Here is a 26,769-nt window from a genome sequence, read left to right as displayed (position 1 = left end):
AGGAATGGTGTTTGTGAATATACTAGACGTTAGTCATTGGGAAAAAGATGATAAAAGGCAAGCATCTGGAACAAGACAAAAGTTTTGGTTAGTTAGTCCACATAACCAGAAACGATATTTGTTCAAAATTCCTAAAGAAAATACGGGAGAAGCTTGGGCAGAAGTTGTTGCCTCAAAAATAGGAGAATTCATAGGGATTAACACAATGAAGGCGCATTTAGCAAGTTATAATGGTTTAACAGGTTGTTTGCTGGAAAATTTCGTTGCTGCTAATGCAGAGTTTTACGAGGGCGGTGATCTATTTTTTACGATTGCTGACGATTTTGATCGGTATAACTTAAATTATTACGATTTTTCGAATATAATAAAAGTACTATCTCCATTTGAGCTTGACAGAGCATTTGTTCAAATTCCTATATTTGACGCATTTATTGCTAACCAAGATCGCCATTGCGATAACTGGGGAGTTATTGTAGAGGAATCAAGTTATCAACTTGCCCCGGTGTATGATAACGGGGCATCGTTAGGCTATCAACTAAATGAAGAGCGCATTATAAAAATGTTTCAAGATCAAAAAATGTTTGATGCCTTTACAAATCGTAGCCATTCTTTAATTGGATTGCCGAATAAAAAGAAACCGAAGTATAAGGAGCTATTAAGTTTCATTTATCGGCTATATCCTCAGGAAATAAAAGAGATGATGGAGCGAATTAGCCACATAGATGAAAGAAAAATTGCTGTTGTTTTGGATGAGATTCCAGACGATTGTATGAATGAAACTTACAAACAGTGGGTATCACAATTATTACGATATCGGAAAGAATGGTTAATCAACTGGTATATGGAGGTGGAAGGAAAATGATTCGCCCTTTTGTACTTTGGCTTATTTGGCAAAACGAACGTACTCGTCAGCGATATCATGTGGGCAATTTAGTGCATCATGAAGGAAAATATATGTTTTATTATGAGAAACATGCACAGAGAAGAGGAGTCATCGAAGCATTAAAAAACGGATATCGCCTGCATCTAGCTTTTCCAGATATTGATAAAATTTATGTATCCGATCGATTATTTGGTCCTTTCGAACGACGTTTGCCTGATTGCCGCCGTCCAGATTTCCAAGAAATTTTAAAGGCACACGGCTTATCAAATGACTATACAGATATGGATTTATTGCGTGCTACTGGTGGAAGGCTTGCGACTGACCCATATGAGTTTGTAGCACCCATTTATGTATACGGAAATGAGTTTGACTTCGACTTTTACATTGCCGGATGGAGATACTATGAAGGGGAACGAGTGATTGATCAGTTGCAGGTTGGGGACGATGTGAAATTTCAACGAGAGCCGAAAAATGAACAAGATCCAAAAGCGGTTGTGGTATTGACGAAACAAGGAGAAAAATTAGGATATATCCCTGCTTTTTATAGCGAATTTATGTTTCGGCTTATTGAAGAAGGTGGTGGGGTATATAAAGCTAACATTCAATTTATTCACCCGAAGGCAAATCCACAGTTAAAAGTAAACATTTGTGTATGTGGGACGCTGACACCAAAGATGAAGCAGGTTCAGCAAGATATGTTACATGATCTGGAGCTGGTCATCACGTAGATGTTTATGCTTTCGGTGTAGTAGACAGAAATAACGTAAAGCTTTCAGTGGATGGAACAGGCAGCGATCGCCCTTGTTGGAGATGTGGGAGTGCCACCCCACCTAAAGCTTTGCGAAATCGAATGAATCCACAGCTTTTCGAAGCTGTGGATTTTTATTCTTTTTCGTACTTAATTAATGCTCCTTTTCTCCTATACTTCTCTACTATTGGATCAAATGCTTCCTTGGTCAACCACACTCCCTGTTACATGTATTGCTTTTAATCAGCTAACTAAATAATACCTCAAGCTCCGATCTTCCAAAAGGTGGGATCTATTTGACGTTTACGCTTTGCCGACTGAGGCGGAAAAATTGGTTAGTCAACACGCTTGGTCTTATTTCAAAGTTTCACATGCTGCTACCGATGTCCTCATTAGATTGATTGATGAAGGCGTTTTTCTTTTAGCCCGTCATGTTGTGTCGGTGATTCCGACACTTGACGTCGGTACTCCGCCAAAAATGGCGGGATTCCGACACCATGTTGGCGTTGAAAAATAAAGGAATGATAGGTATAATTTGGGATAGAAGAGATAGTGTCAATTCTTCTATGAAAAAGTGTAAGGGAGCGATTTTAATGAATAAAGAAAAAGTAGCTGTGCTATTTACTGGAGGTCGCGATTCATCATTAGTAGCATGTCTAGAAGCGTTACAAGGAAGAGAAGTTCATTTATTAACATGTAACAGTGGCATTGGCATTAAGAGTGAGTTGTCCGAATTTCGGGTACAGGAATTAAAAAGCCTCTTCCCAGAACAGATTGTTGGTCGTACAGTATTACCTACATACGGATTATTTAGAAGTATTGCCATTGCAAGACTGGAGGAAGATTTTAAACGCTGGGGAGTTAACCTAGTATTATTAGGGGATAAATTAGCTATTCACGCAGCTGCTACTGTGTATTGTGTACAAAACGGGATTAAACGCCTTGTAGATGGATGTGTGGGCTATCAAAAGGATTTAGCAGAACAGAAAAGTGTAGCAATTGAGATTTTGAGAGAATTTGAAGCAGAGTATGGCATTATATATGAGTGTCCTATTTATCATTTCGGTAGCCAAGATGATGTGAAATATGCATTATTGACAATTGGCTTGTCTTCCAAATCACTAGAAGGAGTGTCTGTGTTTGGGGATGCATTTACTGAACCAACTGACCAAATGGTAGAGGAATATATGAAAGATAAACTTCCAATTTGCCATGAACATGTAAGATTTATGACAGAAACTAAGGATATTGTCAACAGATTTAAATATAAAGAACCTGTTGTATCATAGATCGAGTTAAGGAGCGGCAGGAACCATGATTCAAAAAATTGGGGCGGCAATCGTAAAAGATCATCAGCTATTAGTAGTTAGTAAGAAGAAATTTCCTGACCATTACATCCTACCCGGAGGCAAGCCAAAAGAGGGAGAAACAGATTTAGAAGCATTAGCTAGGGAACTAAAAGAAGAACTTCAGTTGGAACTCGTATCGAGTACACTTTTGGGGAATTTTGAAACGACCTCCATGTTTGGAAAGGAATCTATGTTTTTAACGGTGTATGTAGTAAAAGTAAGAGGAGAACCGGTACCAAATAACGAAATTGGTGCGTATAAGTGGATTCCAATTGAAACACAGGAGGCGGAAAATTTAGGTACCGGCATTACTAAGTGTACACTGCCTGCCTTACGGGAGGTGATACGAGTATGCACACAGTAAATCCTGCTCTCGGGGCGTGGGCAGCTCTTATCGCAGGTATTGTGTTTGGAGTGAATTCCAATGTCGTTAAAGTAGCAAACAATATGGGATTAACAACGTTAGATTTACTTGCCTATCAATTCGTGTTTGCGATGATCTATTTTATTGGCAGGTTCCTGTTCGTTAACAATCAAAAAAGCAATACACAATCATATATGCCGTTAATCAAAAACCCGTATAATTGGATAGCGGGTATTACTATGGTGTCAACGGGACTGTTTTATTATTCCGCTATTCAAATAACAGATCCAAGTATCGCATCATTAGGATTATTCCAATACCCTTGGATTCTGTTTTTGTTTGGCGTTTTGTTTAACAAAGAGCGGGTGGCAGTCAAGCATATCGTAGCCATTGTACTACTATGGATAGGGACTCTCTTGCTGATTGGTGGAACGTTAGGCCACGTAACAGTTCTAGGTTTATTTTTTGGATTTGTAGCAGGAATATCTTTTGCAACGAATTTATTTAGTTTGCAAAAAATAACGAACTATCCGTTTACGAGGGTATTTATCTTCCTTATTGCGACGGCTATCGCTTTAGTTTTCTGTTTAGCACAGTATGAAAAATTACGTCTTTTTACGACAAGTGCTGTGTCGTTCGGGTTTATTACAGCAATACTCGGACAAATTATAGCTTTTGAGCTTCTATCCTATGCAGCAAAAAATGTAAGCACTGTTATAATGGCTACATTAACAACGTCCGAGTTGCCGGTGGCAATGCTGTTAACATGGTTAATATGGGGTCCATTTCCAAATGTGGTGCGAATTTTAGGGTTAATCATTATGGTCATTGCTATTTTATGGCTCAAGTTTGAACAGTCACGGTCAATCATACCTTCTGCGACGAAAGTTAGCTCGTAAATATTATTATTGAGATAGAGGAGGAGAGCATGTTACAAGATATAAAGATCATACTTTTTGACTTGGATAATACTTTATTTCCGTTTGAATTTTATTGGGAACGAGCAACCAAGGAAACTTTTTATCGATTTAGTCTCACGAAGCATCTGCCGTTTGATGAATTTTTCACCTATTACCAGCACTATGACCATTATTTTTGGAAGTTGCATCATGAGGGGCACATTTCCTTGGATGAAGTTAGACAGCAGCGTCTCATTTATGCACTGAAACATTTTGACCAACATATTAGCATGGAGGAGGCGGATATTTACTTCCGTGAGTTCTTTAGCTATCTCATTCATTTGCTGAAGCCAGATGAGGAGGTTAATGTATTTCTGAGGGAGCTAAAGAAAACCTATAAAATAGGTATCATCACAAACGGAAAAGCTAGTGAACAACGATCCAAACTCGAGAAGTTATGTCTGTATGAGGTATTTACAGAGGAAGAAATTTTTATTTCAGAAGAGACAGGGTTTGAGAAGCCGCAATTAGAAGCTTTTCATCTGCCACTCTTACAATATGGAATGGAACATGCACAAGCTGTATTCGTAGGCGATTCTTGGAACAACGATGTAGTCGGTGCTATCAATGCGGGGATGTCTGCTATTTGGATTAATCCAAAGTGTAATAAGCAGCCGAGTGAGCATAAGCCGCTCTTTGTAACAGAAAATATAATGACGTTGAAAGACAGATGGGTATCCTTGCAAAATGCAGAGTGTAGATCGCTAGAATGATCCACGTTCCCTTAGTTATGGCGTCATCATTCATCCTCAAGATATCATTGGTTTTTGTGATGTTGTTTACACCAAGAAGTTAGGCAGACGTTTATTAATATAAATGAATGGATTGAAGTAGTGCGCATAACAAGCAGAAAGAAACAAACCCAATGAAAGAAATTGACAACATTGATCAAACGGTGGGAGGATGGATACCGAAAATACCCAAAGCTTACTTTTCGTATGCGTTAGAGACCTCCATCACATGTTGATGCAAAAGTCAAGTGCATCTTTTGGTGATAACCGTAATAATTTAAAAAGCAGAAATAGAGGTGTCATTCATGTATTTTTTAATTTGGGGCTTTCTTGTTTGGTTAGGAGCCACGCTCATTTTTCGATTTCTTGGACATTTTTTCTTCAACCCAGAAAATGCTTTACTTCTTCTGTCCTATCTGTTTGTTGTTCCCGCCATTTTTCTAAACCTATCCGCTATACAAACTTAAAGGTTTAACAAAAAATGAACGTTTAAAAGCTGCTATGTTTATCGCACTTCCCGGTATGTTCATTGATACGATTGGTGTTAACTGTCTTTCCAAGGGTGTTTACTAATTTACCTGTAGAATCGGACCGATATTTCGGCTCTTAGTTATGTCACTCCCCGAGGATTGTCGAGATTTGTAGAAACAGAGAGTCATAGCGTGGCTCTCTGTTTTGCATGTGTGCTCCTCAAAATCTGTTCCCTTGCCAAACAAATAAACGCAAAATTCATTTTCCCCTCATTAAAAAAGCCAATTTCCCTGACTTTTTCGCTTTTTATCGCAAAAAAAGAACGCTAGAAAATCCATTTTCCCCATTTGCATTTCCCATATTTCCAGGTTTTAATCAAGTTGTCCCTCTACATTCCACGAAAGGATGATCCTCATGCAATACCTCGATTTGAAAATGGATTTTATGTTTAAGCAGCTGTTTGGCCATCCGAGCCGAAAGTCGATTACGATGGCGTTTTTAAACGCGCTTTTGCATCGGACAGGGGACGAGCGAATCGTCGATGTGCAGTTTGAAAATACTGAGCTAACGAAAGAAACAGAAGACGGAAAAACAGGGCGGTTAGATGTCATTGTCCGTACGAATCTTGGCGAGCGCATTCATGTCGAGATTCAAATTATCCCGCAATACGGCATGCCGGAACGGCTATTGTATTACTGGGCGCGGCTATTTTCGTCTTCGCTATCAAAAGGAGAACGGTACGAAACACTTCCTCCAACGATTATGATCGCCATCCTCAACTATCCGCTCTTTCCACACGAAACCGACCGCTTCCACACCGTTTTTCACATTCGTGAAGATGAAGAACAGTTCCTTTGGAGCCATCACCTTGAATTTCATGTGCTTGATTTGTCACAATTTATGGTAAAATGGAAGAAATACCGTCGGGATGTAAAACAATTGCCCGAATGGCCATGGCTGACGATGCTATCGGCTGTAGATAGTCGGACAAAAAAGGTGGATGAAGAAATGGTTCGCGAATTGGAGGGAGTCGCGATGACAGAACAAGAAATTTTAGAAGCATTGGAAGAGTGGCAAAGTTTAAGCGTTGACCCAGAAAACCGCTATGCATACGAAATGCGGCTGAAATGGCTGCTTGATCAATTATCGAACATTCGCGGAAGTCGGGAAGAAGGACGAGAAGAAGGTTTGAAAGAAGGTTTGAAAGAAGGTTTGAAAAGAGGATTGGAACAAGGACGGGCAGAGGGACTGAAAGAAGGCATGAAGCAAAAAGAGCGGGAAATGATTAGGAAAATGATCGAAAAAGGGATGAGCATTGCCGAGATTGCAAACATGCTTGACTTGACGGAAGAAGAAGTGAAAGGAAGAGTGAAAAATCAATAACGAAAGGGTTTCTGCGATCCCGTTTGTTAAAGAGTTCATCGGCTATCATTCTTTCTTCGAGGTGATAACAATGAAATGGCAGGAAGTGCGTACATTGTATCCAAATCAGTTTGTAAAGCTACACATATTGAAATCTCGTTTACATGGAGACAAAGAGATTGTTGAAGAAGTAGCTGTTGTTGGTACAGTTCCCGATGAGAATGCCACTCGCGAGTTGTTGCAATCGAAAGGAAACGAACTCGTGTATCATACGAGGAGAATTTTATGATGAAATCTTTTGACGATCTCCGTAAAGAGTTAATGCAGCAAGATCCAGAAGAGTACTTCCTATTGGAGATCGTAGGTAAATTAATAGCTGCACGTGATCGGAAAAAGTTGTCTCAACGTGATCTTTCAAGAATGACAGGAGTGGCTCAAAAAACAATATCTAGGATCGAAAATGGAAAAGATGTACCAGAATTATCAACTCTTCTTAAGCTTGCGCGTGCTTTAGATTTAGAAATAACAATTGTTGATAAGAAGACAAAAGACGAACATTCAGCTACAATTATGGTTTAAATCCATTAAATAAATTTGAAATAAATTTGGATAAGTCTATAGAAAAATGCACTGTTTTAAAACAAAAGATTGTTGTTTGTATTTTGTATTACCTGTGGTGCAAGTTGAGCGCTAGCGCTCAACTTGATGCGATGCCTGTTATGCCCCGATTTGACTATTGAACACATAATGCCGCAGACACTCACACAATCATGGCAGGAATATCTAGGGGAAGAATGGCAATTGGTGCATAATTTGTATTTGCACACGCTCAGAAATCATACACTGACAGGATATAACCCAGAATTATCAAATGATGATTTTGACATAAAATAAAGAAAAATTAAAAGCAAGCCATCTTGAAATAAATAAATACTTTGAAAAGGTAATTTTCGGAAAAAAGAAGATATAGAACAGAGAGCCAAGCATTTAGCTGAACTATGTTTGAAAATTTAGCCGTACTTTGGATAATGAAAGAACAGATGATGACGTTAGAGTGACAGAAACAAATCCAAAAGAACTATATTAGGTCAGCAATTTGAAGTACATTCATGGAGAGATGTTTTGGAAAAATACAAGGAATACGATTGCAGATTTGGAGCCAGAAAAATTTGAACAAATCATGGTTCAGTTCCCGAGATTGGTTAGGAAGAGATCCCAAAAAGTTTCGCGCTATACGTCAGTTAAAAAATGGGGCGTATATTGAGGTGAACTTAAGTGCTCAAAGTATACAGCGTTTTTGTGTACAAGCGATCGAAACAATAGAGTTAACAACTGATGATTGGAAGGTTATTACAAAATGATGCTTTTGTTATCAGATTTTAACGCACCTGTGTTTATAACATAACCCCCTTGTCCAAAACCAAAAATAAATTATAATAACAATAACTACATCACTCCGGCATCTCAGACAACGAAATTTCTGAGATGCCTTTTTTGTTCGTGTTTTTATACATGCATCATTATAGTCAAGTGGAGGTGGATTTGTTGCATCCGTTGGAAGAAGAAAGCTACCAACAGCAAGTATTAAAAACGGTGGCGTTGTTGGCGCGCGGTATTCAAGATTTTGATCGGCAATATAAAGAAGGGACATTGGAAGAGTTGCCTTCTGCTTGGAAAAAAGCCTCGGCTCGTTTGCATCTTATCGGGTTAAAGTATGGAGTCGCTCCGGGTGATTTATTTCCGCTTACACTGGATCGACAAATGAAATGGCTAGGTACGCCTTTAACAACTTGGCCGTATCCTCGATTTACAGAATTATTTTCATTAGAAGAAGATTTCACCGAGCCTGTTTTATATGATATTTCGGTTACTGATTTTTGTATCATGGTTGCGCAGGAGGGCGTGAATCCGGTATTGGAGCAGGATACGGCGGAGTTTATAGAGATGAAAAGGAAAATGAGTGAAGAGGAATATCGCCATTTACGCACCTTTTTGATTCAACATCCGGTTGTTCGCGTTGCGGATACGAAGATTTTAAAGAAAGTGAAACAATTCCCCTCTTGTTCTTTTCAGCAACTGTGCAATTTATTTTATGAACGAATCCCGCTAACGTCTGTCGTTCCTATTTGTCCACGATGCGGCTGGACGTTACATCAAGATGTATATGGTCGTTACCAATGTGATACCGACAAATGCCAAAAACTAACGAGAAATTGGGAAGGAAATATCCGCTTTCTTGAAGATAGCAACAGCTTATTGCGAGTAAAGCGCGGCATTAGACGTTATATCGTTGATCCGGGAGTGAGTGAAATCGATTTGTATAATCAGCTTGACAAAATGAGAAGGAATGGCGGACCGTTTGCGCTTGAGCTATATCCTGACAAAGATGAGTACGACATCGCGATCAAATTTCAACAAGGAGAAAATTGGGCGATCGATGTCAAAGATTGGGCGACGCCGCATCAATTGGCATTCCATGTCAAACCGTTTTCCGAAACAACGAAATATGATCGTGCATTTTTAATCGTACCGAGTTACCGTGGAACAAAATATGTCGAAAAATTAAAAGTGTTATGCCGACAAGAATATACGATCATGACCGACAAAGATTTTGTTCGTTATATAAAAAGAATCATGGAACAGGAGGTGTCAGAGAGTGCGAGTAGGATTTGAAAAATATTTTTCCACTTTAATAGAAGAAGTAAAGACGCGTCTTGAACAAACGTCACTTCCACAAGATGAAGCGTGTGCTGTTGCGCGGATTATCGTGAAAGGGGAAGCGGCTGCATATGGCTTATTGCAATTATTGCCTGAAAAAATGTGGACGGTTGAACAGCTTTCCTATTTGTATTCAGGAACTTACTTGCCGTTGTTTCAACGTTTTTCCGATCGGCAAAAAAGAATTTGGAGCAACTTGAAAGTGCTGTTGCCGTCATGGAAATCAAAAGGCATCGTCACGCATTTGTATGAACAATATTTTCATTTGCAAGTGCCGAACACCTTTCTCCATCTCTCTCATAAAGATGGAAAGCTCATATGGAACAACTTAACTCAATATTCGGACCGTACAGCGATTTACGAACAATTGCTTACAGGTGTGATCCCACATGTTTCTGCGACGAAAGAAATAGCAACACACGATGTTAACACGAAGTTTAAAGACATGCATCGAGAATTTTCATTTCAAATTCCTACATACATCCAATCATCACAAACAAAGAAGCTTGATACAAACTATACGCCGAAAGAGGAGTTTTTCATTACAAAAAAAGATTTATTGGAAGCAGCAGGAAGTCTTGACGAGCTTGAAAGGGAGATTTTCGGGGAGGCCAAACATCGCTTTCGAGAACGAATTGAGCCGCTCGTGTTTCACGAATGCATCCAATCACATTCGCGTACAGATGTATTGTATCTTGCTGGGACGCAGCATTGGGCTGGGACGCTTTCTTCGGGCAAATCAACGATGATGGATGTATTGGCGTTTTATTTACACACCCAAAACAAAGTGACGACTCTTGTTGTTGGAGATGTAGCCACTGTCTTAACAAAGGTCGATTACTTTCAATCGCTCGGCATAAAAGCGGTGCCAATCATCAGCTATCGCCAACGAAAACAGCATATTCATGACTATATGCAAGCGATCGATGAATCGTTCACGTCGCTTCAAAACTTTCAAAAACATGCGATGCGCTATTTATGTGACATTTGCATGATACAAGAAATGCAAGAGCATGACGTGGATGGACCACCACCGTGCTTTCATCTCAAACAAAACAATCGCTCGGTTATTTGCCCATACTTTTTCGAATGCCCATATCATTATGCTTATCATGATTTATCGGATGCGACGATTTTCGTGGCGACGATACAAGGACTTGTTTATAGCGAATTTCCCCCAGCGCTTTCAGGCATTCGCATGAGGATGTTGGAGTATGTGTACCGTCGTTCTCATTTGATTCTTGTCGATGAGGCCGATCGGGTGCAGTCGCAGTTGGATCAAATCTTTGCGCCTGAGGAAGAGGTGGCTGGGTCACCGACAAGCTGGTTAGAGCGGCTTCATAGAAAAATGAATGAAGAACTGTATAAATCGAAGCTCGCTTTAAAAAACCCGCAAATTGACAAGTGGAATCGCACGTTGCAAAATGCGATGTCAGCCGTTTATCTTGCCTATTCGCAGCTGCAACAAGAACGGGGTATTTACACTTTTGTTGGAAAACAGTATTTCACTGCTTATAAATTGTTGCTGCAATTTACGCTTTCTTTGTTGAATATAAAGAACGATGATGAACAGCATCAAGTGAGCACAGCGTTTCAGAAGCTTTGGGGAGAGTTAAATGATTTCCTTCGTTTCTATCAAGACGACGAAGAAAGTGGAAAATTGTCAAAAAGCACTTCTTTACGATTGCTAAAGTCAATTACAAACCAGCTGATCCAAGATGATGAAGAGTCATCCGCTTTAATTAAGGAATGGTTGGAACTGACAAGCAAACGTTTTAACTTAACACTTCAAAATCGAAAATATTTGTTAGAGAAAAAATTGCGGTTTGCCTTAACGATTCTTCTTCTTGAAAAATGTTTGTTTTATTTAGTGCGGCGTTTCGATGTGATTTCAGCGGAATTTGAACATATTGATATCGAACAAATGGCATCGGTCTTTCAAGGTCCTCCGAAAGATTATGAAGGGCTTATGCCAATTTCGCCGACCGGCATTGGAATGGGTTTTCGCTATGAAAGCGAGGAACAGGCTTATGCAAAAGGAGGAATTTTAAAGTTCACCCGAATCATCGGCGTTGGTCGGTATATACTTACGCATCTCGATCGCTTTTTTGAGCCACTAGACGGAAAAAAGGGAGCGGCCGTCATCTTGTTATCAGGCACAAGCAGAGCGCCACTTTCCGCCAAGTACGAGATTCAATTGCCGGTTCATTACTTCATGGAAAAGGAAGGGGAAGAGCCTCCGAAAGTGGAGGTCGTATTTGCGCCGCTTTACAATCAAAACAACGAACCAATTAGCGTTTCTGGGAAAGAAGGAGATAAACGTAATCAAGCTCTTCAAGAAGCGGTAGCAGCTCTCAAACGAACAGGAATTGTTGATCAGGAACTTGAAAGCGCAAGCGACGGTAGGAAGCGTTTACTTATGGTGGTTGGTTCGTACGAAGAGGCAGAGCTTGTTGGTCAAGAGATGAGAAACATGTTTGAACGAAAGGACATTTACTATTTAACTAAGAAATATGGGGCATCACTTGATGAAGGCGCATGGCCGAGACAAAAAGTCGCATCGTTTGTCAAATCGAACGGATCTGTTTTAGTCGTTCCGCTGTTGGCGTTAGAGCGCGGGCACAATATTTTATGCACGGTTGATTCGAAGAAGGTCGCCGCTTTTCATACGGCTATGTTTCTTGTACGTCCTTATCCAAGACCTTTTGATATGTCAAGGATTGTGAGTCGACTCAACGCTTATACGATAGAGCAAATTCTACATCTAGGTGAAAAGCATGACACCATTAGAGAAGCCATATTGCATCAGCGAAAGACGGCTTACGCGATCCAAAAAAGCATGCTTTTAAACGAGAGAGGATTTCGGTATTTGGATATGACCGAGCGAAGGCATTTAACGATGGATTTGTTCGTTCCTGTATGGCAGCTTACAGGCCGTCTCATTCGCGGAAATGTTCCAGCGAAAATCGTGTTATGTGATGCAAGCTTTGCGCCTGAAACCGTAATCGCCAATCGTGACACTTGTGCAACGAGCTTGATTTTGACTTGGAAAGATGAAGTAGAAGGATTTGCTTGTCAAGACGATTCTTTTATTTTGCAAAAATTGTATGAACCCATCATTCAAGGGTTGAAAAATGTGAAAGGAGTTTTAGTGGACGAAAATGCGAAAGAAACAGCGCAACTTCATTAAAGTACTTGCCGTTCCAATGAAAGAAAGCCATGTAATTAAAGGATACAGCGTTTATGTTCCGTATGTATGGAAGCATTTCATAGAGCAACATAAGCATTACAAAGTGCCAGTTGTTTCGCTGCATGACACCATGCAAATGTTATTGATGGATTTATTGTTTGTCAATAACCGAGCTTTTTTTAATCCAAATGAGCCGTGGCTCTTTTCTCGTCATCCAGTTGATCTTGATTTATTAAAGCATATCATCGAGTCATGGTATATTGTTCATTTTCACAAACCCCTTCCTCCTGATGTGCTAAGTGGCATGGAGATGAAAGAGGAAGAAAGAGTGGCGAATATCGTCATTAATGAGCAAGGAACAGCCGACTTGAGCGACGGTTTTGCTTATCAATATGTGCCGAAAATCATTTCTGTAAAACTTAATAAGAATCTGTTCATCCCATCTTTGGGCAAGCATTTGCATTTTGTTGACGTATGCGTTCCTCTATCGCAAGGCGCCGAGTGGATCAGCTGGCCACCGGAACAAGTAACGATTCGAAAAAAACGCGAATATTTTTCATATAAAGTGACATTCAAAATGCAAACCATCCCGTTCGAATCGGTTCCTTACCTCTATATTTATGTCAGCGCCGTGCGTTGGATGGCTCATAAAGCTTCTTTGCGAGAGACAGGCGCTACTGTATATTTACAAGGAACGTACCCGTGGATTAGCGGAATCGCTGATGTGGCCCCGATGGTCAAAGCATCGGTGAAAAAACGAAATGGGCATTTGAGGTGGAAACATCAAGCAAACGATGTGTTGCAAGAAATGGGATATGGAAGGCTGCTGCCTGAGATTGAAGCGGTGTTTGACAATCCACGCCTCCATTTGGAAGGGGAAAAGAACCACGAATTTAACACATTTATACCATACGGTACTCATCTATGGGGGACTCATCCAATCGGTGCGGGGGCAGGTTTTCAGGAGCGGATCGAGATTGCCAAGGCAATCGCCCAACAGTTATCCAACGTTGATCCGTTTCCTGTTTGCCAAAGAATTCAATCATCTTCAAAAAATAGAAAAAAAACACAATTAAAGCTACCGCCTGCTATGACGATTGAAATATGGTACTCCGATGCCGAATGGCTTGCGAAAGTGAAAGAAACATTGTTTCAATCGTTAGATATTGAAGCGCCGAACGAACAAAACGTTTATGCATACGGATCCTCTAAAATTATTGTAAAAGAACGCGCCATTACGGAGTCGTTGGATATCGAGAGCAACGAGGCGAATGGAAAGAAGCTTTTAGTCCAACGCATCGGGAAAATGTTGAACAACGACGCTTCTCCAGCGTTTTGCTTCTTTGAATTAAAGGATAAAGACGAATTTCGCCATAGCATCGACCCAAAAGATTTTATTAGGCATATGTTCGTCAATCACAACAAATGGACGCAATTTATTCGCCCTATTGATCCGGCAGAAGATGACACTACATCGGAAAACCGTTTTAAAAGAGCGGTGGAAGACTTGTTTAGGCAAGCAGGCGTTGTTTCGCGAAGGGGACAAGCGGTGTTGGAACGGCATGAGAATACGGCGTTTATAGGCTTGTACAATATTCAGCGAAATAAACGCACGAGCCAAAAGCAAATCGATTATCCAATCATGGTGCAAGTCGATGCGAACGAAATCAAAATGGCGCTTCCCCATAAAGGATGGATGCCGTATCATGAAGGGCTGCTTATGCTGGCGAAAGAAAGCGACCGTCTGCCTGAGCAAGAGGTGAATACATTCCTTTGCGGCGCATTGCAGCAAGTACAGGCGGATCACATCGTACTGTTTGCCGAAGCGCAAAACATCCGCGGCTCAACGAAATGGTTTCAAAATAAACACATTCATACGTCTGTCCATCCGTTTGCTCTATTTCGCAATGTGAGTATCGTCCGCCTGCGTGATGAAGAAGGAGGGGAAACACCGGAGTGGACGGTGTTTGACAGCATCGACGAATACAGTGAAATGACGGAAATCGCAAGCTCGTTTCCAACGGGCGTATTCCAGTTCAATGACCGCGTCTTTTTTAATATCGGCTCAAAGCCAAAGGGTGTGGGACAAGGAATCAATCCGAAAAAAACAAAGCTTCAACAACCGAACAAAAATTTGCCACGATCGACCGCCGTAGAATTGACCATCCCGATTTGTGCAGAGGGACAATCACCGGAAACACTCGCTCTACTCACGTATGAGCTGCGAAATCAAACGAGCTTGCAATACGATGACATGGACACGTTAATGCCGTTGCCACTACACCTTGCACAAAAGGCGAAAGAATATGCTAAGATGGTGTTGTAGAACGAAAAAACAGGAAGATCGTAAGGAATGATGTGCATAAATATACAAAAAATGGTTCAGCGGCTTTCCCACGATGAACTGTTGGAGCTTGCGCTGAACTTGATTCAATCGGACAAACGTGTTCAAGAACGGGCGCTGGATTTTTTTAGAATGCAAAGGGTGCTTGACTGCCAAAGAAACGGCACAAAAACATGACCGCGAATATCGGAAGAAATTTGCGGAAGCAATCGGTATTATTAAGTAATTTAATATGTACGGCGGCAGGTCCGAGGAAAAAGAAGATGTTGTTTATGAACATATGGAAGCGATTCTCTTGCTTCTTCAAGACGGACTTCTCCCCGAAAGCGTCAGAGACGAAACGATATATGAATTAATGGAGCAATTTTTAAAAGGCACTAGAAGTGGACGGAGAAAGTTAAAAATTTGGAAGGAGATGCATCCATGAGCGACTTATTCGACAAATATAAAGAATCGATCGTTTTGTCATACCAATATGCGTTTCGCCTATTGCTGCATTTAAAAAACGTTATTTCAGCTTCCCAACAAGCCACAACCGAAGATAAATTGATGAGGGAAGTGTATAGAGATTCGATTGTCAAAAAATACGAGATTCTTGAAGATCAGCTTTGGAAGCTGTTGTCGAAGATTTTCAAGGCGTCTGGATTGGAGTTGCATAGCCCAAGAGCGTGCTATCGGCAAGCTTTCAAGCAAGGATGGATTGAAAATATCGATATATGGAACGATATATTAAGCTCGCGCAATGCAACGGCTCATATATATAATGAAGAGGATTATGAACAAATCAAGCAAAAAATTGTTGATGAATACGTTCAGCAAATCGAAGTGTTGTTGCAAAAAATTAAAGAAGAAGTGATCGATCATGACGCATGGAATTAACAAAAATGTCTTTGAGCGCCTAATCGCGTATTTTCAAAGCGAGAAAGAGATTCAAAAAGTAATTTTATTTGGCTCGCGCGCAAAAGATACGGCGCGGCATCATTCCGATATTGATTTATGCATTGATTATAAGGGAAAGCAAAAAGGAAAAGTGATCAGTGATATCGACGACATTGTCGGCGTTTATTCGTGCGATGTGCTATTTTGCGATTCGTTGAATCAAGAAATCGAGCGGCAAATCGAACGCGATGGAATGGTGATTTATGAGAGAAATGAATAAATGCTCAGCGGGCAGATGGATCAGCATCCAGCGCCCGCTATTTTGATCGCCAATGGCAGGGTCTTTGGCATGGTGATAAGCGTCAAAAGGGGGATAATAACACAAGAGAGTTGCATACTCTTGAAGAAATATAGAAGAGAAAAATATCTGTATTTAACGAGAAAAAAGATCTTTTACAATTGATCCCTACAATAAATGCTGTGGATTCGTTTGATAAAAAAGAAATTTTAGAAAAAAATTATTGGCAAAGAAGATGTAGATATTGCAGACCTGATTTCTAGACTTAATATTAGTGACTGGGTGCGTCAAGGACATTTTGGGGTATACTGAAAGTGAACGAGTGGAATTAAAAAAGCAATTTTTACGCATGATTGTGCGAATGGAGCTTGATCAACTATCCGAAATTTCGTATGTGAGGTGATTCGATGGCCGTGAACCACGAACGTTTGTTTAATCGTTCCGATCGCTGTTTTTAGCTACGACACCCTCTGCGACAAACCTTCTACGTTTACGCTTCAATCGCCGTTTGGCGCGATCCTTGATTTTCGCTTTTTCACCGTCGAACTACGCAAACAAAATGGAGCAACTATATAAATGCAATTTGGAACTTTAACGTTTTCGTCTTTTATGGAGTAATCGGTATGTTTCGACTGTCGGGTGACCGAACAACACCGCTTCCAGACAAATGCATTTGTCTGTGAAGCGGTGTTGTTCGGTCCTCTGTCACGCGAAGGCGTGACGAAGGCCAGTCTGTGACTTGCCTTCGTCAGTCGAAAAAATAGGGAGTCTACTTTTTCGTCAGCCATAAGTTAAACCTCCCAGTTGTATTTATATACATTCGCAACGACAACTCAATCGCTGCTGCGCTGCTGAGCAAAATGGGTTATACTGAAAGTGAACGGATCGAACTGAAAAACAATTTTTGTTCATGTTCGTTTAGAGCTGGGTGAAGTTAAACAGAGGCTGTTAATCGGCTTTTTTGAAACATATGTGAAGTTGTCAGGCGGAGAGAAACAATGATGGCAAGCTTTGCGGCTGTTAACGGATAAGTTATATGAGGAGGTGTGGCGATGAAGTGGGTGTCGTGTTTGGAAAAACGCAATTTTTTAACTTCCTTTTTGCAAAATTACCGTCTAAAGCACCCAGATGCACGATTTGTGTTGAACTATTTGCTTCAACATAACCATCTGCTCGAAATTGTCCATTTTACTGAAAAAGACCAAAAAAGCTCGCGGTGGCTAATTATTTCGACCATGATGTCGGAGGAAGAAGGGCTCGTATTTTATCGCCGCGGTCAAAAAAGCACCAGCTTGGCAACGATTATAGGAGACCTTGCTTTGCATCTGAATGAACCGCTTTATTTGACGCTCCATTTTCCTGGAAAGACAAGAAATTTTTCTTATCTTAGGCTCATTGATCATCGGGCGTTTGAAAATGTCCGGAGGCACGAATACAATGAAAAAATGGCTAAAGCCGCCGAGCAAGTGTTGGACGAAGCGTTAAAGCGCCATGAAGTTTCGATTTTGAAGATGCAAATTGACCAAGCGCTTGATCGAAAAGATGTCGCCCTGTTTCAAAAGTTAACAGAGGAATTGAAAAAATATGATTAGGTTGTCGCCCCACAAGGATTGTCGAGATTTGTAGAAACAGAGAGTCGTAGCGTGGCTCTCTGTTTTCTGTGAAAATAACGATCCGTGTGTGAATATTTTCATGCTTGGGTGGCGAGCAAAGCTTGTTCATGAACGTTTTAGCCGTCATTTATGGTAAAATAAAGAAATATAGGAGTGAGACGAACTTTTGTCGATGAAAATTATTGCAGTTGGTGAAAGGATGTAAAAAGTATGGCACAGCTTTCGAAGAGGATCTCCGAGCGGGCGGTATCGGTTTGGCGAATATACGCGTTGATTCGGTTCACTATATTTCTACTTGTGTATATCATCGTTTGTTTTTTGCTTATGAAATTCGATGGGCCAAAATGGGTTGTTTTTTTGCTCGCTGTTTTGTTTCTCGCCGATTTGTTTTTGTTTGTTCTGTTGTGGCCGCGCTGGCGTTGGCAACGGTGGCGTTACGATGTACGCGAACAAGAAATTGAAATTGAGCACGGGGTATGGATCATCAAACGTACGCTCATTCCAATGAGCCGTGTCCAACACGTCGATTTAAAACAAGGACCGTTGTTAAAAAAGTATAAACTCGCTTCCATCACTATTTTTACAGCTGCAACGGTACATGAAATTCCGGCGCTTGATGAACAAGAAGCCGAGAAGTTGCGCCATGTGATTTCAGCATTTGTCAAGGTGGACGATCGAGATGTTTGAAAAAAAGAGGCTTCATCCGATTTCGATCATTTCCCATATTGCTAAACAATTGATCGATACGTTGTTTCCGCTGCTCGTGCTAGTAGTGATGAAAGCCCGTACTGTTTCGCTTGGCTGGAATATTGCGGTTCCGACCGTTGTTCTTTTGTATACGACATTGATTGGATTTTTCACTTGGCTTCGTTTCACGTACCAGCTAAACGAACGAGAGTTATGTATTGAACAAGGTGTATTCCTTCGAAAAAAACGTTCCATTCCTTTTGAGCGCATTCAAGGGATTTCGATTTCGGCAGGTTTTTTCCAGCGGTTGGTCGGAGTGGTTCAAGTACGCATCGAAACGGCGGGCAATGAATTAGGGAAAGCAGAAGCGATTTTAACGGCAGTGACAAAAAAAGAGGCAGAGCAAATCGCGCGACAAATTCGAAAAGTGAAAGAAGGTGTCGTTCATGATGAAACGATCGAATTAATTAATCGTTCGGAACAGCCAAACGATATTGTTTTCTCTCTTCGTTTTCGCGACGTGTTTTTATTATCGGTCACAAGTGGCGGAGTGTTTGGCGTACTAGCAGCAATCGCCGCCTTTATTTCTCAGTTGGACGATTTTATTTCGTACGATGCTTTATATCGCAAGGTGCAAGCGCTTGGGTTTGTCCGCAATACATTGTCTGGCGTAGTGGCAATTTTTGTTTTGTTCGTAGTGGCCTATGCTATTTCTGTCGGGCGTCATCTGCTGCGCTACGCGTTTTTTACGGTTCGAAAACAAGAAGACATGATTGTTATTTCACGGGGATTATTTGAAAAACAACTTCTCACCGTATCAAGGAAGCGAGTACAGGGGATTATAATAAAAGAAAACGTGGTTCAACGCTTGCTTGGTTATGTCTCTGTGCATATCATTCATGCCGGAGGTTCGTTAGACGGCGGAGAGAGTGGGAGTGTCGTCTTTTGTCCGTTTATGAAAAAGGAACGAGCTGCTTCCGTTATTGCTGCTTGCCTTCCAGAGTACCATATTCATCATGAATTTCAGGCGCTACCTCAACGGGCACGTGTTCGCTATATGCTTCGTCCTGTGTACGTGTTTGCGATTCCGATAGGTATGGTCGCTTATGTTTTACGGCCATGGGGAATGGGACTGCTGCTTTTATTGCCGATCGTTAGTTATCTTGGCTATAAAAGCTATCAAATGGCGGGATGGGCGATTTCGGCGAATCAACTGGCTTTGCGAAGCGGTATGTTCCGTATCCAAACGATTTATATGCTAAAATACCGCATCCAATCTGTCGCAACATCCGCAACGTGGCTTCAGAAACGGAAGCAGCTTAGTACGCTTGCCGTCGCTGTTATGCCCAAAATGTTTTCCAAAGTCACGGACGTTGACGAAAAAGAAGCGGAAGCGGTGTATACGTGGATGCAGTGAAACAATAGTTTTGCACATTCCATAACTAAGATCGAAAGAAATTAAATCATATGTATTGACAAATAGATACTACTATATGATAATAAATATCGAATTAAAATTATTATAATTTAACAAACCACTATTTTCAGGAGGTAGATGAGCAATGTCTTTAATCGGAAAACAAGTACAACCATTCCAAGCAAAAGCGTATCATAATGGGGAGTTTATTGATGTTACGGAACAAAACTTCCAAGGAAAATGGAGTGTTGTTTGCTTCTATCCAGCGGACTTTACATTCGTATGCCCAACAGAATTAGAAGACCTACAAAATCAATATGCGACATTAAAAGAGCTTGGTGTTGAAGTATATTCTGTTTCAACAGACACACACTTCACACATAAAGCATGGCACGATACGTCTCCAGCCATCAGCAAAATCGAGTACGTGATGATCGGCGACCCTTCGCAAAAGCTATCTCGCATGTTTGATGTGCTTGATGAAGAAACAGGCCTTGCGCAACGCGGTACGTTCATCATCGATCCAGACGGCGTCATCCAAGCTGTTGAAATTAATGCTGACGGTATTGGCCGTGACGCAAGCACGCTTATTAACAAAATTAAAGCGGCACAATACGTTCGCAACCATCCAGGGGAAGTTTGCCCAGCGAAATGGCAAGAAGGGGCTGAAACGCTTAAACCAAGCCTTGATCTTGTAGGGAAAATTTAAGGGGATATCGCCATGATATTGGATGCAGAAATAAAAGCGCAATTAGCCCAATATCTACAATTGATAGAAAATGACATTGTTCTAAAAGTGAGCGCGGGAGACGATCGTGTTTCCCGCGACATGCTCGCTTTAGTCGATGAATTAGCGACAATGTCACCGAAAATTAAAGTAGAGAAAACGCAGCTGCAGAGAACGCCAAGCTTTAGTGTTAATCGTATCGGCGAAGATACTGGTGTAACATTCGCCGGTGTCCCTTTAGGGCACGAATTTACTTCATTAGTGCTCGCGTTGCTTCAAGTAAGCGGAAGACCGCCAAAAGTCGATCAAGCGGTCATTGACCAAATTAAAAACATTAAAGGCACATATCGTTTCGAATCTTACGTTAGTTTGACATGCCATAATTGTCCTGATGTTGTTCAAGCGTTGAACTTGATGAGCATCCTAAACCCTGGCATTTCGCATACGATGATTGATGGTGCTGCCTTTAAGGACGAAGCAGAAAGCAAAGGCATTATGGCAGTTCCGACCGTATTCCTAAACGGCGAACCGTTCGCTAGCGGTCGCATGTCGCTTGAGGAAATTCTCGCAAAATTGGGAAGTGCGCCAGATGCCTCTGCGTTTGCTGAAAAAGAACCGTTTGATGTGCTTGTTGTCGGCGGCGGACCTGCGGGGGCAACGGCCGCCATTTATGCGGCCCGTAAAGGCATTCGTACAGGCATTGTTGCCGAACGCTTTGGCGGGCAAATTTTAGATACGTTAGGCATTGAAAACTTCATTAGCGTCAAATATACAGAAGGTCCAAAGCTTGCCGCAAGCCTTGAAGAACATGTGAAACATTACAACGTCGACATTATGAACTTGCAGCGTGCGAAACGGTTAGAAAAGAAAGACTTGATTGAAGTGGAGCTTGAAAATGGCGCTGTTTTAAAAAGCAAAGCGGTCATACTCGCCACAGGTGCGCGCTGGCGCAACCTTGGTGTACCGGGCGAAGCGGAGTTCAAAAACAAAGGCGTCGCCTACTGCCCGCATTGTGACGGTCCGTTGTTTGAAGGAAAACATGTCGCGGTCATTGGCGGCGGTAACTCTGGTATCGAAGCAGCGATTGACCTTGCAGGAATTGCCAAACATGTCACCGTTCTTGAATTTGCGCCAGAATTAAAAGCGGACGCTGTGTTACAAGACCGCTTGTATAGCTTGCCGAACGTGACGGTCATCAAAAATGCGCAAACGAAAGAAATTACGGGTACAGATAAAGTCAATGGCATCACGTATATCGACCGAGCAACAGGAGAAGAGCATCATATTGAATTGCAAGGGGTATTTGTTCAAATCGGTCTTGTGCCAAATACCGATTGGTTAGACGGAACAGTGGAACGCAATCGTTTCGGCGAAATTATTGTCGATAAACATGGTGCGACAAATGTTCCAGGCGTCTTTGCGGCAGGGGACTGCACGGATAGTGCCTATAAGCAGATCATTATTTCAATGGGGTCAGGTGCTACAGCAGCATTAGGGGCGTTTGACTATCTCATTCGAAATTAAATATTTATTGTTCAGAGAGCCACATCACAATGATGGCTCTCTTTTTTTGGAAAGATGGGCGTAAGGACGAGCATATCGCATTTGTCGGAATTTTAAGTGCGGATAATGTATCTTTGTATTGTCTAAAGTCGCATAGTGGAGGGGGGACTTTTACCTTCATTACCATGCGTTTTGTCTTATGTAAAGCATTGCTTAGTCTGCTATAAAGGGCACCTTGTTTGCTGCTCTTTTCTTATGTCGTGGAAAAATGATTGACATACAAACACGTTATGGAATATCATGTAATTAGAAATTTATCTAAATATCTAATTTTTTTGATCGATATTTAGAAATTTGTCTAAATATCTAAAGGAAAGTTGGTGAGCGTGTGATGTCGTTTAATGAGGCGTTTAAAGCGATTGCCGATCCGAACAGAAGAAAAATCCTTTCGCTATTAAAAAAAGGGGACTTAACAGCAGGGGAAATTGCTGATCATTTTGCGATGCAAAAGCCGAGCGTCTCTCATCATTTAAAAATATTAAAGCAAGCGGACTTAATTGAAGACCGGCGCGTCGGCCAGCATATTTACTATTCATTAAATACGACCGTTTTCCAAGACTTAATGAGCTGGTTTTACGATATATTACAAAAAGAAGGTGAACAATGATGAAGAAAAACGTGTTCGTCATCAGTTTGATTGTATGTAGTTATGTTGTGAGCTTCGTGGCGATTCCGTATTTGCCAAACGAGGTAGCGATTCATTGGAACGCCGCCGGAGAAGCAGACGGCTTTGCGAACAAATGGTGGGGAGCACTTTTATTTCCACTTTTTTTAACAGGCATCGTTGTGTTGTTGGCCGCCCTCCCGAAATTAGATCCGAGAAAAGAAAATTACGAGAAGTTTCAAGGGGTATATCGTCTTTTTTTAAACGTGCTCGTCACTTTCTTTTTCACGCTTCATCTCGGTACGCTTGCATACAATGTCGGGATTCCTGTTCAAATTGACCTATTTATTCCGATTGGAATAGGAGTATTATTTATTGTCCTTGGAAACTATCTACCAAAAATTAAACCGAACTATTTCATCGGCATTCGCACCCCGTGGACGTTAGAAAACGAAACGGTTTGGCAAAAAACGCACCGCCTTGGCGGCAAAGTATTTGTCATCATGGGCGTACTGATTATGCTAACAATATTTGTAGAAAGTGTATGGCGCTTTGTTCTCCTTATAATGATCGTATTTGTCGGCACGATTTATATGATGATACAGTCGTATGTATTTTCGCGTAAATGAAGAGGAGATCGTTAGTTATTTATTTTCATTTTGCGTGCCGTTGAGTGAATCGGGACACAGTTCGCTATATATAAATGCAATTTGACGTTTTCGCCTTTTATGGAGTAATCGGTATGTTTCGACTGTCGTATGACCGAACAACACCGCTTCCAGACAAATGCATTTGTCGGTGAAGCGGTTGGTTGTTCGGTCCTCTGTCACGCGAAGGCGTGACGAAGGCCAGTCACAGACTTACCTCCGACAGTCGAAAAAATAGGGAGTCTACTTTTTCGTCCGCCATAAGTTAAACTTCCCAGCTGTATTTATATAGAAGCAATTCCAAAGGGAAAGTATAATGGAGTAAAAAAGGAGTGATTTGGTGAACGTCGCTAAGCAACGTTTGATCTCGTTGGAGGAGTATTATAAATTAAAAGAGGCAACAGATAAACGGTTGGAATATATGAATGGGGTTGTATGTATGACTCCTTCACCGTCTACAAAGCATCAGCGAATATCTGGACGCATATACGTTAAACTTTTTCACTTTTTTGAAGGAACAGATTGTGAAGTGTTTCATGCCCCATTTGATGTTGAGTTGTACAGCGATGAGATTGACGAAAAACATATTGTCATTCCTGATTTATGCGTCATTTGTGATAAAGAAGGGTTGCAAGATCAGAAATATGTTGGTGTGCCTACATGGATCATAGAAATTTTAAGTCCATCCAATCAAGCGCATGATTTAGTTTTTAAGCTAAATATTTATATGCGCTATGGAGTAAAAGAATATTGGATTGTCAATCCGATGCTAAATAGCATACAAGTTTATGCGCTAAACGAACGAGGTCAATACGACCAGATTGATGTGATCAAGGAAAAAGGAAACATATGTTCATCTGTTTTTCCCGCATTTTCGCTTGATGTAACAAAGATTTTTAGTTAGTTGTGACATACACAAGGGTTTTATCGAAAAGATCTTGTGTATGTTTAATCTTTCATGGAGAATGATTAGTTTCACAAGGAGGATGGAGGAATGGAACAAGTCAATATTGGGAAATCTGGGCTCATGGCTTCGGAAATTGTGCTAGGGTGCATGAGAATTGCGAATATGTCGGTTTCAGAACTGTCGCGTTATGTAGACGAAGCGCTCGAAGCAGGAATTACGATGTTTGACCACGCGGATATTTATGGCAAAGGGCGTTGCGAAGAGTTGTTTGGTGAAGTGCTCGCCTCTCGCCCTGATTTGCGTGAACGCATCCAAATCCAAAGCAAATGTTCGATTCGTGATGGCTATTACGATCTTTCGAAAGAGCATATTTTAACTTCGGTAGATGGGATTTTACGGCGGCTCCAAACCGACTATTTAGACATCTTGCTTCTTCACCGGCCAGATACATTAATGGAGCCTGAGGAAGTAGCGGAGGCATTTGAACGGCTACAAGCAAGCGGAAAAGTTCGCCATTTTGGTGTCAGTAATTTTAACAGCATGCAAATTGAGCTATTGAAATCTTATGTGCAACAGCCGATTATTATTAACCAAATGCAGTTTAGCGTGATGCATGCGAATATGGTCACAAGCGGCATTCAAGCCAACACGTTATTTGATGGCGCGATCGACCGTGACGGCAGCATTTTAGAGTATTGTCGTCTCAAAAATATTACGCTACAGGCGTGGTCGCCGTTTCAATACGGCTTTTTTGAAGGGGTTTTCATCGACAACGAGAAATTTCCGGAGGTAAATGAGGTACTCGGACGGCTAGCCGAGGAAAAAGGGGTAAGTAAGTCAGCGATTGCGGTCGCTTGGATTTTACGGCACCCGGCGAACATGCAAGTCATCATTGGAACGACGAACATTGCTCGCTTAAAGGAGATTTGCGCAGCAAGCAACGTACAGCTATCACGGCCAGAATGGTATGAGATTTATCGTGCGGCAGGAAATCGCTTGCCGTAAGATTTGGCCTAATTGTGATACAAGCGAAAAACTAGTAGTAACGAGAGGTATTTTCTTATGTTTTGTAGAATATCGTAATAAAGTTACTTTTTTAAGACATGAGGAGGGCGAACAAGATGATTGTAACAACTACAAATAACGTTGAAGGAAAAGAAATTGAAGAATATTTAGGAATCGTTGCGGGTGAAGTGATATTGGGTGCGAATGTTGTACGTGATTTTTTAGCCAGCATTACCGATATTATTGGCGGACGAAGCGGAACGTATGAAAGCAAACTTGCAGAAGGGAGAGAAATGGCAATACGAGAGATGGTAAGTAAAGCAAAAAACATGGGAGCCAACGCCGTTATTGGTGTGGATCTTGATTTTGAAACATTAAGAGACGGCATGATGATGTGCATCGCAACCGGAACGGCGGTAAAAATAAAATAATAGCCGCTTGTTGCTTTTGATGAATTCGAATGAAACGTGAATTAGAGCCGGAGTGTTCGGCTCTTTTTTATTTTTACCGATTTCTCGTAGATGATTGCTCTCGTTTACATTAAGTGCCTGTCACGCTCCGATGATCCTTAGAAAAAAAACGAAGTGACAACTTGCTTGAGGTACAAAATCCTAAGCAAGACATACATTTTTGAAATGTTGTATTTGCTAATTGAATTTTGAGCCACTCCGATTACATCCTTGTGAGCCACTTAAAAATTGACAAATGGTAAATTTGGGGCGTCTTGACATGGAGCCTCTAGAGGCATGATTTCACTCGAAAGGCGACACATCAAGGTGTTTCGATAGGCAACAAGCCTATCATGCCTCTCACTCCATATCAAGACAGTGTTTTCGCTGGAAATGGAGTGGCTCACGTTTTTACGAGCGAAGTGGCTCAATTTTATGTTAGCAAAAACAAATGTTTCCTTTTCCTATAAAAACCGAAATATAAGGAACTATTAGGTTTTATTCATCGACTATATCCTATGAGCGGCTCTCTTTTTTCGCTCAACACTACTCTCGTCATTTCTTATATAAAGCTGAGGAATGATTGGTTTGCCTAGTAAGTGTATCGGACTTAGGAAAGAGGGGACCGATCGGCAAATTATTTTTACTTGCTTATATAAGTATATTGTTATATGATAATCAAAGAGGGTAGCGTCAAAAAATCTATGAAAAATGCCTGTGAGCTACCTTTTGAAGGAAAATGAAGGAGATTGCGGAAAGGGATTCGCCCTTGACCAACACTCGCCAAAGGAAAGAAAGGGTCAGTAAGGGCAAGGGCAGAAAAAAAGGGCATAGGAAAGCAGCCCTTGCCCATT

Annotated in this window: 28 protein-coding genes and 2 pseudogenes; 29 read left to right on the top strand and 1 reads right to left on the bottom strand. The window is 41.2% G+C overall.

The annotated features are described in order from the left end of the window. The first annotated feature begins 4 nt into the window (after nucleotides 1-4). The 29 genes and pseudogenes from HNQ34_RS15240 to HNQ34_RS15105 all read left to right on the top strand — a co-directional run bounded on the left by HNQ34_RS15240 (nucleotide 5) and on the right by HNQ34_RS15105 (nucleotide 25,897). Complete coding sequence (locus HNQ34_RS15240; RefSeq protein ID WP_183256070.1) at nucleotides 5-862, top strand: HipA domain-containing protein; 858 nt, start codon at nucleotides 5-7, stop codon at nucleotides 860-862. Then, the gene (locus HNQ34_RS15235; RefSeq protein WP_183256068.1) at nucleotides 859-1,611 is read left to right on the top strand and encodes an HIRAN domain-containing protein; all 753 of its coding nucleotides are present in this window, start codon (nucleotides 859-861) and stop codon (nucleotides 1,609-1,611) included. Before HNQ34_RS15240 ends, HNQ34_RS15235 begins: the two co-directional genes overlap by 4 nt. A 351-nt stretch (nucleotides 1,612-1,962) precedes the next feature. Continuing rightward, on the top strand, nucleotides 1,963-2,148 hold the full coding sequence (locus tag HNQ34_RS15230) for a hypothetical protein (protein ID WP_183256066.1): 186 nt from the start codon (nucleotides 1,963-1,965) through the stop codon (nucleotides 2,146-2,148). A 76-nt stretch (nucleotides 2,149-2,224) separates the two neighbouring features. Further along, entirely contained in the window at nucleotides 2,225-2,920 is a 696-nt protein-coding gene (locus HNQ34_RS15225) for a Rossmann-fold NAD(P)-binding domain-containing protein (RefSeq protein ID WP_183256098.1), read from the top strand. Between the two features lie 25 nt (nucleotides 2,921-2,945). Then, complete coding sequence (locus HNQ34_RS15220) at nucleotides 2,946-3,344, top strand: NUDIX domain-containing protein (protein ID WP_183256064.1); 399 nt, start codon at nucleotides 2,946-2,948, stop codon at nucleotides 3,342-3,344. After that, on the top strand, nucleotides 3,332-4,243 hold the full coding sequence (locus tag HNQ34_RS15215; RefSeq protein ID WP_183256062.1) for a DMT family transporter: 912 nt from the start codon (nucleotides 3,332-3,334) through the stop codon (nucleotides 4,241-4,243). Before HNQ34_RS15220 ends, HNQ34_RS15215 begins: the two co-directional genes overlap by 13 nt. A 29-nt stretch (nucleotides 4,244-4,272) precedes the next feature. Then, entirely contained in the window at nucleotides 4,273-5,016 is a 744-nt protein-coding gene (locus HNQ34_RS15210) for an HAD family hydrolase (RefSeq protein ID WP_183256060.1), read from the top strand. Between the two features lie 507 nt (nucleotides 5,017-5,523). After that, nucleotides 5,524-5,607, top strand: a pseudogene (locus HNQ34_RS17870) (hypothetical protein); the annotation flags it as partial. 312 nt (nucleotides 5,608-5,919) lie between these two features. Next, nucleotides 5,920-6,888 (top strand): Rpn family recombination-promoting nuclease/putative transposase, encoded by a 969-nt coding sequence (locus tag HNQ34_RS15200; RefSeq protein ID WP_183256058.1) that lies wholly within the window; start codon nucleotides 5,920-5,922, stop codon nucleotides 6,886-6,888. 70 nt (nucleotides 6,889-6,958) lie between these two features. Next, nucleotides 6,959-7,156: a hypothetical protein gene (locus HNQ34_RS15195; protein ID WP_183256056.1), complete on the top strand. Its 198-nt coding sequence runs from the start codon at nucleotides 6,959-6,961 to the stop codon at nucleotides 7,154-7,156. Further along, nucleotides 7,156-7,446, top strand: coding sequence for a helix-turn-helix transcriptional regulator (locus HNQ34_RS15190; RefSeq protein WP_183256054.1), 291 nt, complete (start codon nucleotides 7,156-7,158; stop codon nucleotides 7,444-7,446). The genes HNQ34_RS15195 and HNQ34_RS15190 overlap by 1 nt, the downstream gene beginning before the upstream one ends. A 126-nt stretch (nucleotides 7,447-7,572) precedes the next feature. Then, nucleotides 7,573-7,761 (top strand): HNH endonuclease family protein, encoded by a 189-nt coding sequence (locus HNQ34_RS17605; RefSeq protein WP_312856138.1) that lies wholly within the window; start codon nucleotides 7,573-7,575, stop codon nucleotides 7,759-7,761. A gap of 651 nt (nucleotides 7,762-8,412) precedes the next feature. Beyond that, nucleotides 8,413-9,540, top strand: coding sequence for a restriction endonuclease-related protein (locus HNQ34_RS15180; RefSeq protein ID WP_183256053.1), 1,128 nt, complete (start codon nucleotides 8,413-8,415; stop codon nucleotides 9,538-9,540). Beyond that, nucleotides 9,524-12,775, top strand: a complete 3,252-nt coding sequence (locus tag HNQ34_RS15175) for a hypothetical protein (RefSeq protein ID WP_183256051.1) — start codon at nucleotides 9,524-9,526, stop codon at nucleotides 12,773-12,775. Before HNQ34_RS15180 ends, HNQ34_RS15175 begins: the two co-directional genes overlap by 17 nt. After that, the gene (locus tag HNQ34_RS15170; protein ID WP_183256049.1) at nucleotides 12,747-15,101 is read left to right on the top strand and encodes a pPIWI_RE module domain-containing protein; all 2,355 of its coding nucleotides are present in this window, start codon (nucleotides 12,747-12,749) and stop codon (nucleotides 15,099-15,101) included. Before HNQ34_RS15175 ends, HNQ34_RS15170 begins: the two co-directional genes overlap by 29 nt. Nucleotides 15,102-15,128: 27 nt before the next feature. Then, entirely contained in the window at nucleotides 15,129-15,296 is a 168-nt protein-coding gene (locus HNQ34_RS15165; RefSeq protein ID WP_183256047.1) for a hypothetical protein, read from the top strand. 246 nt (nucleotides 15,297-15,542) lie between these two features. Then, nucleotides 15,543-15,998 carry an HI0074 family nucleotidyltransferase substrate-binding subunit gene (locus HNQ34_RS15160; protein ID WP_183256045.1) on the top strand — a complete coding sequence of 152 codons (456 nt, stop codon included), beginning with the start codon at nucleotides 15,543-15,545 and terminating at the stop codon, nucleotides 15,996-15,998. Further along, on the top strand, nucleotides 15,979-16,278 hold the full coding sequence (locus tag HNQ34_RS15155; RefSeq protein WP_409978381.1) for a nucleotidyltransferase domain-containing protein: 300 nt from the start codon (nucleotides 15,979-15,981) through the stop codon (nucleotides 16,276-16,278). The genes HNQ34_RS15160 and HNQ34_RS15155 overlap by 20 nt, the downstream gene beginning before the upstream one ends. 833 nt (nucleotides 16,279-17,111) lie before the next feature. After that, nucleotides 17,112-17,295 (top strand): annotated as a pseudogene (locus HNQ34_RS17595) (DUF4351 domain-containing protein); the annotation flags it as partial. A 53-nt stretch (nucleotides 17,296-17,348) separates the two neighbouring features. Beyond that, nucleotides 17,349-17,888 carry a YpiB family protein gene (locus HNQ34_RS15150; RefSeq protein ID WP_183256041.1) on the top strand — a complete coding sequence of 180 codons (540 nt, stop codon included), beginning with the start codon at nucleotides 17,349-17,351 and terminating at the stop codon, nucleotides 17,886-17,888. A 231-nt stretch (nucleotides 17,889-18,119) separates the two neighbouring features. Continuing rightward, nucleotides 18,120-18,596, top strand: coding sequence for a PH domain-containing protein (locus tag HNQ34_RS15145; protein WP_183256039.1), 477 nt, complete (start codon nucleotides 18,120-18,122; stop codon nucleotides 18,594-18,596). After that, a complete protein-coding gene (locus tag HNQ34_RS15140; protein WP_183256036.1) occupies nucleotides 18,589-20,013 on the top strand; it encodes a PH domain-containing protein in 1,425 nt (474 codons plus the stop codon). Before HNQ34_RS15145 ends, HNQ34_RS15140 begins: the two co-directional genes overlap by 8 nt. 145 nt (nucleotides 20,014-20,158) lie before the next feature. Further along, entirely contained in the window at nucleotides 20,159-20,722 is a 564-nt protein-coding gene (gene ahpC / locus HNQ34_RS15135) for an alkyl hydroperoxide reductase subunit C (RefSeq protein ID WP_183256034.1), read from the top strand. A 12-nt stretch (nucleotides 20,723-20,734) separates the two neighbouring features. Beyond that, nucleotides 20,735-22,264, top strand: a complete 1,530-nt coding sequence (ahpF, locus tag HNQ34_RS15130) for an alkyl hydroperoxide reductase subunit F (RefSeq protein ID WP_183256031.1) — start codon at nucleotides 20,735-20,737, stop codon at nucleotides 22,262-22,264. Nucleotides 22,265-22,634: 370 nt separating this feature from the next. Further along, nucleotides 22,635-22,910: an autorepressor SdpR family transcription factor gene (locus HNQ34_RS15125; protein ID WP_183256029.1), complete on the top strand. Its 276-nt coding sequence runs from the start codon at nucleotides 22,635-22,637 to the stop codon at nucleotides 22,908-22,910. Beyond that, nucleotides 22,910-23,536 (top strand): SdpI family protein, encoded by a 627-nt coding sequence (locus HNQ34_RS15120; protein ID WP_183256027.1) that lies wholly within the window; start codon nucleotides 22,910-22,912, stop codon nucleotides 23,534-23,536. Before HNQ34_RS15125 ends, HNQ34_RS15120 begins: the two co-directional genes overlap by 1 nt. Before the next feature lie 358 nt (nucleotides 23,537-23,894). Continuing rightward, nucleotides 23,895-24,458: a Uma2 family endonuclease gene (locus HNQ34_RS15115; protein WP_183256025.1), complete on the top strand. Its 564-nt coding sequence runs from the start codon at nucleotides 23,895-23,897 to the stop codon at nucleotides 24,456-24,458. 90 nt (nucleotides 24,459-24,548) lie between these two features. Continuing rightward, on the top strand, nucleotides 24,549-25,466 hold the full coding sequence (locus tag HNQ34_RS15110) for an aldo/keto reductase (RefSeq protein ID WP_183256023.1): 918 nt from the start codon (nucleotides 24,549-24,551) through the stop codon (nucleotides 25,464-25,466). A gap of 116 nt (nucleotides 25,467-25,582) precedes the next feature. Then, complete coding sequence (locus HNQ34_RS15105) at nucleotides 25,583-25,897, top strand: YbjQ family protein (RefSeq protein ID WP_183256021.1); 315 nt, start codon at nucleotides 25,583-25,585, stop codon at nucleotides 25,895-25,897. Nucleotides 25,898-26,582: 685 nt separating this feature from the next. Here HNQ34_RS15105 and HNQ34_RS17300 read toward each other — a convergent pair. Next, a partial coding sequence (locus HNQ34_RS17300) for a hypothetical protein (protein ID WP_221277455.1) occupies nucleotides 26,583-26,769 on the bottom strand: 187 nt, incomplete at its 5' end.

Origin of the sequence: Anoxybacteroides tepidamans (assembly GCF_014201465.1) — a bacterium.
Classification (GTDB): domain Bacteria; phylum Bacillota; class Bacilli; order Bacillales; family Anoxybacillaceae; genus Anoxybacteroides; species Anoxybacteroides tepidamans.
This window is presented reverse-complemented; position numbering and strand designations above follow the sequence as displayed.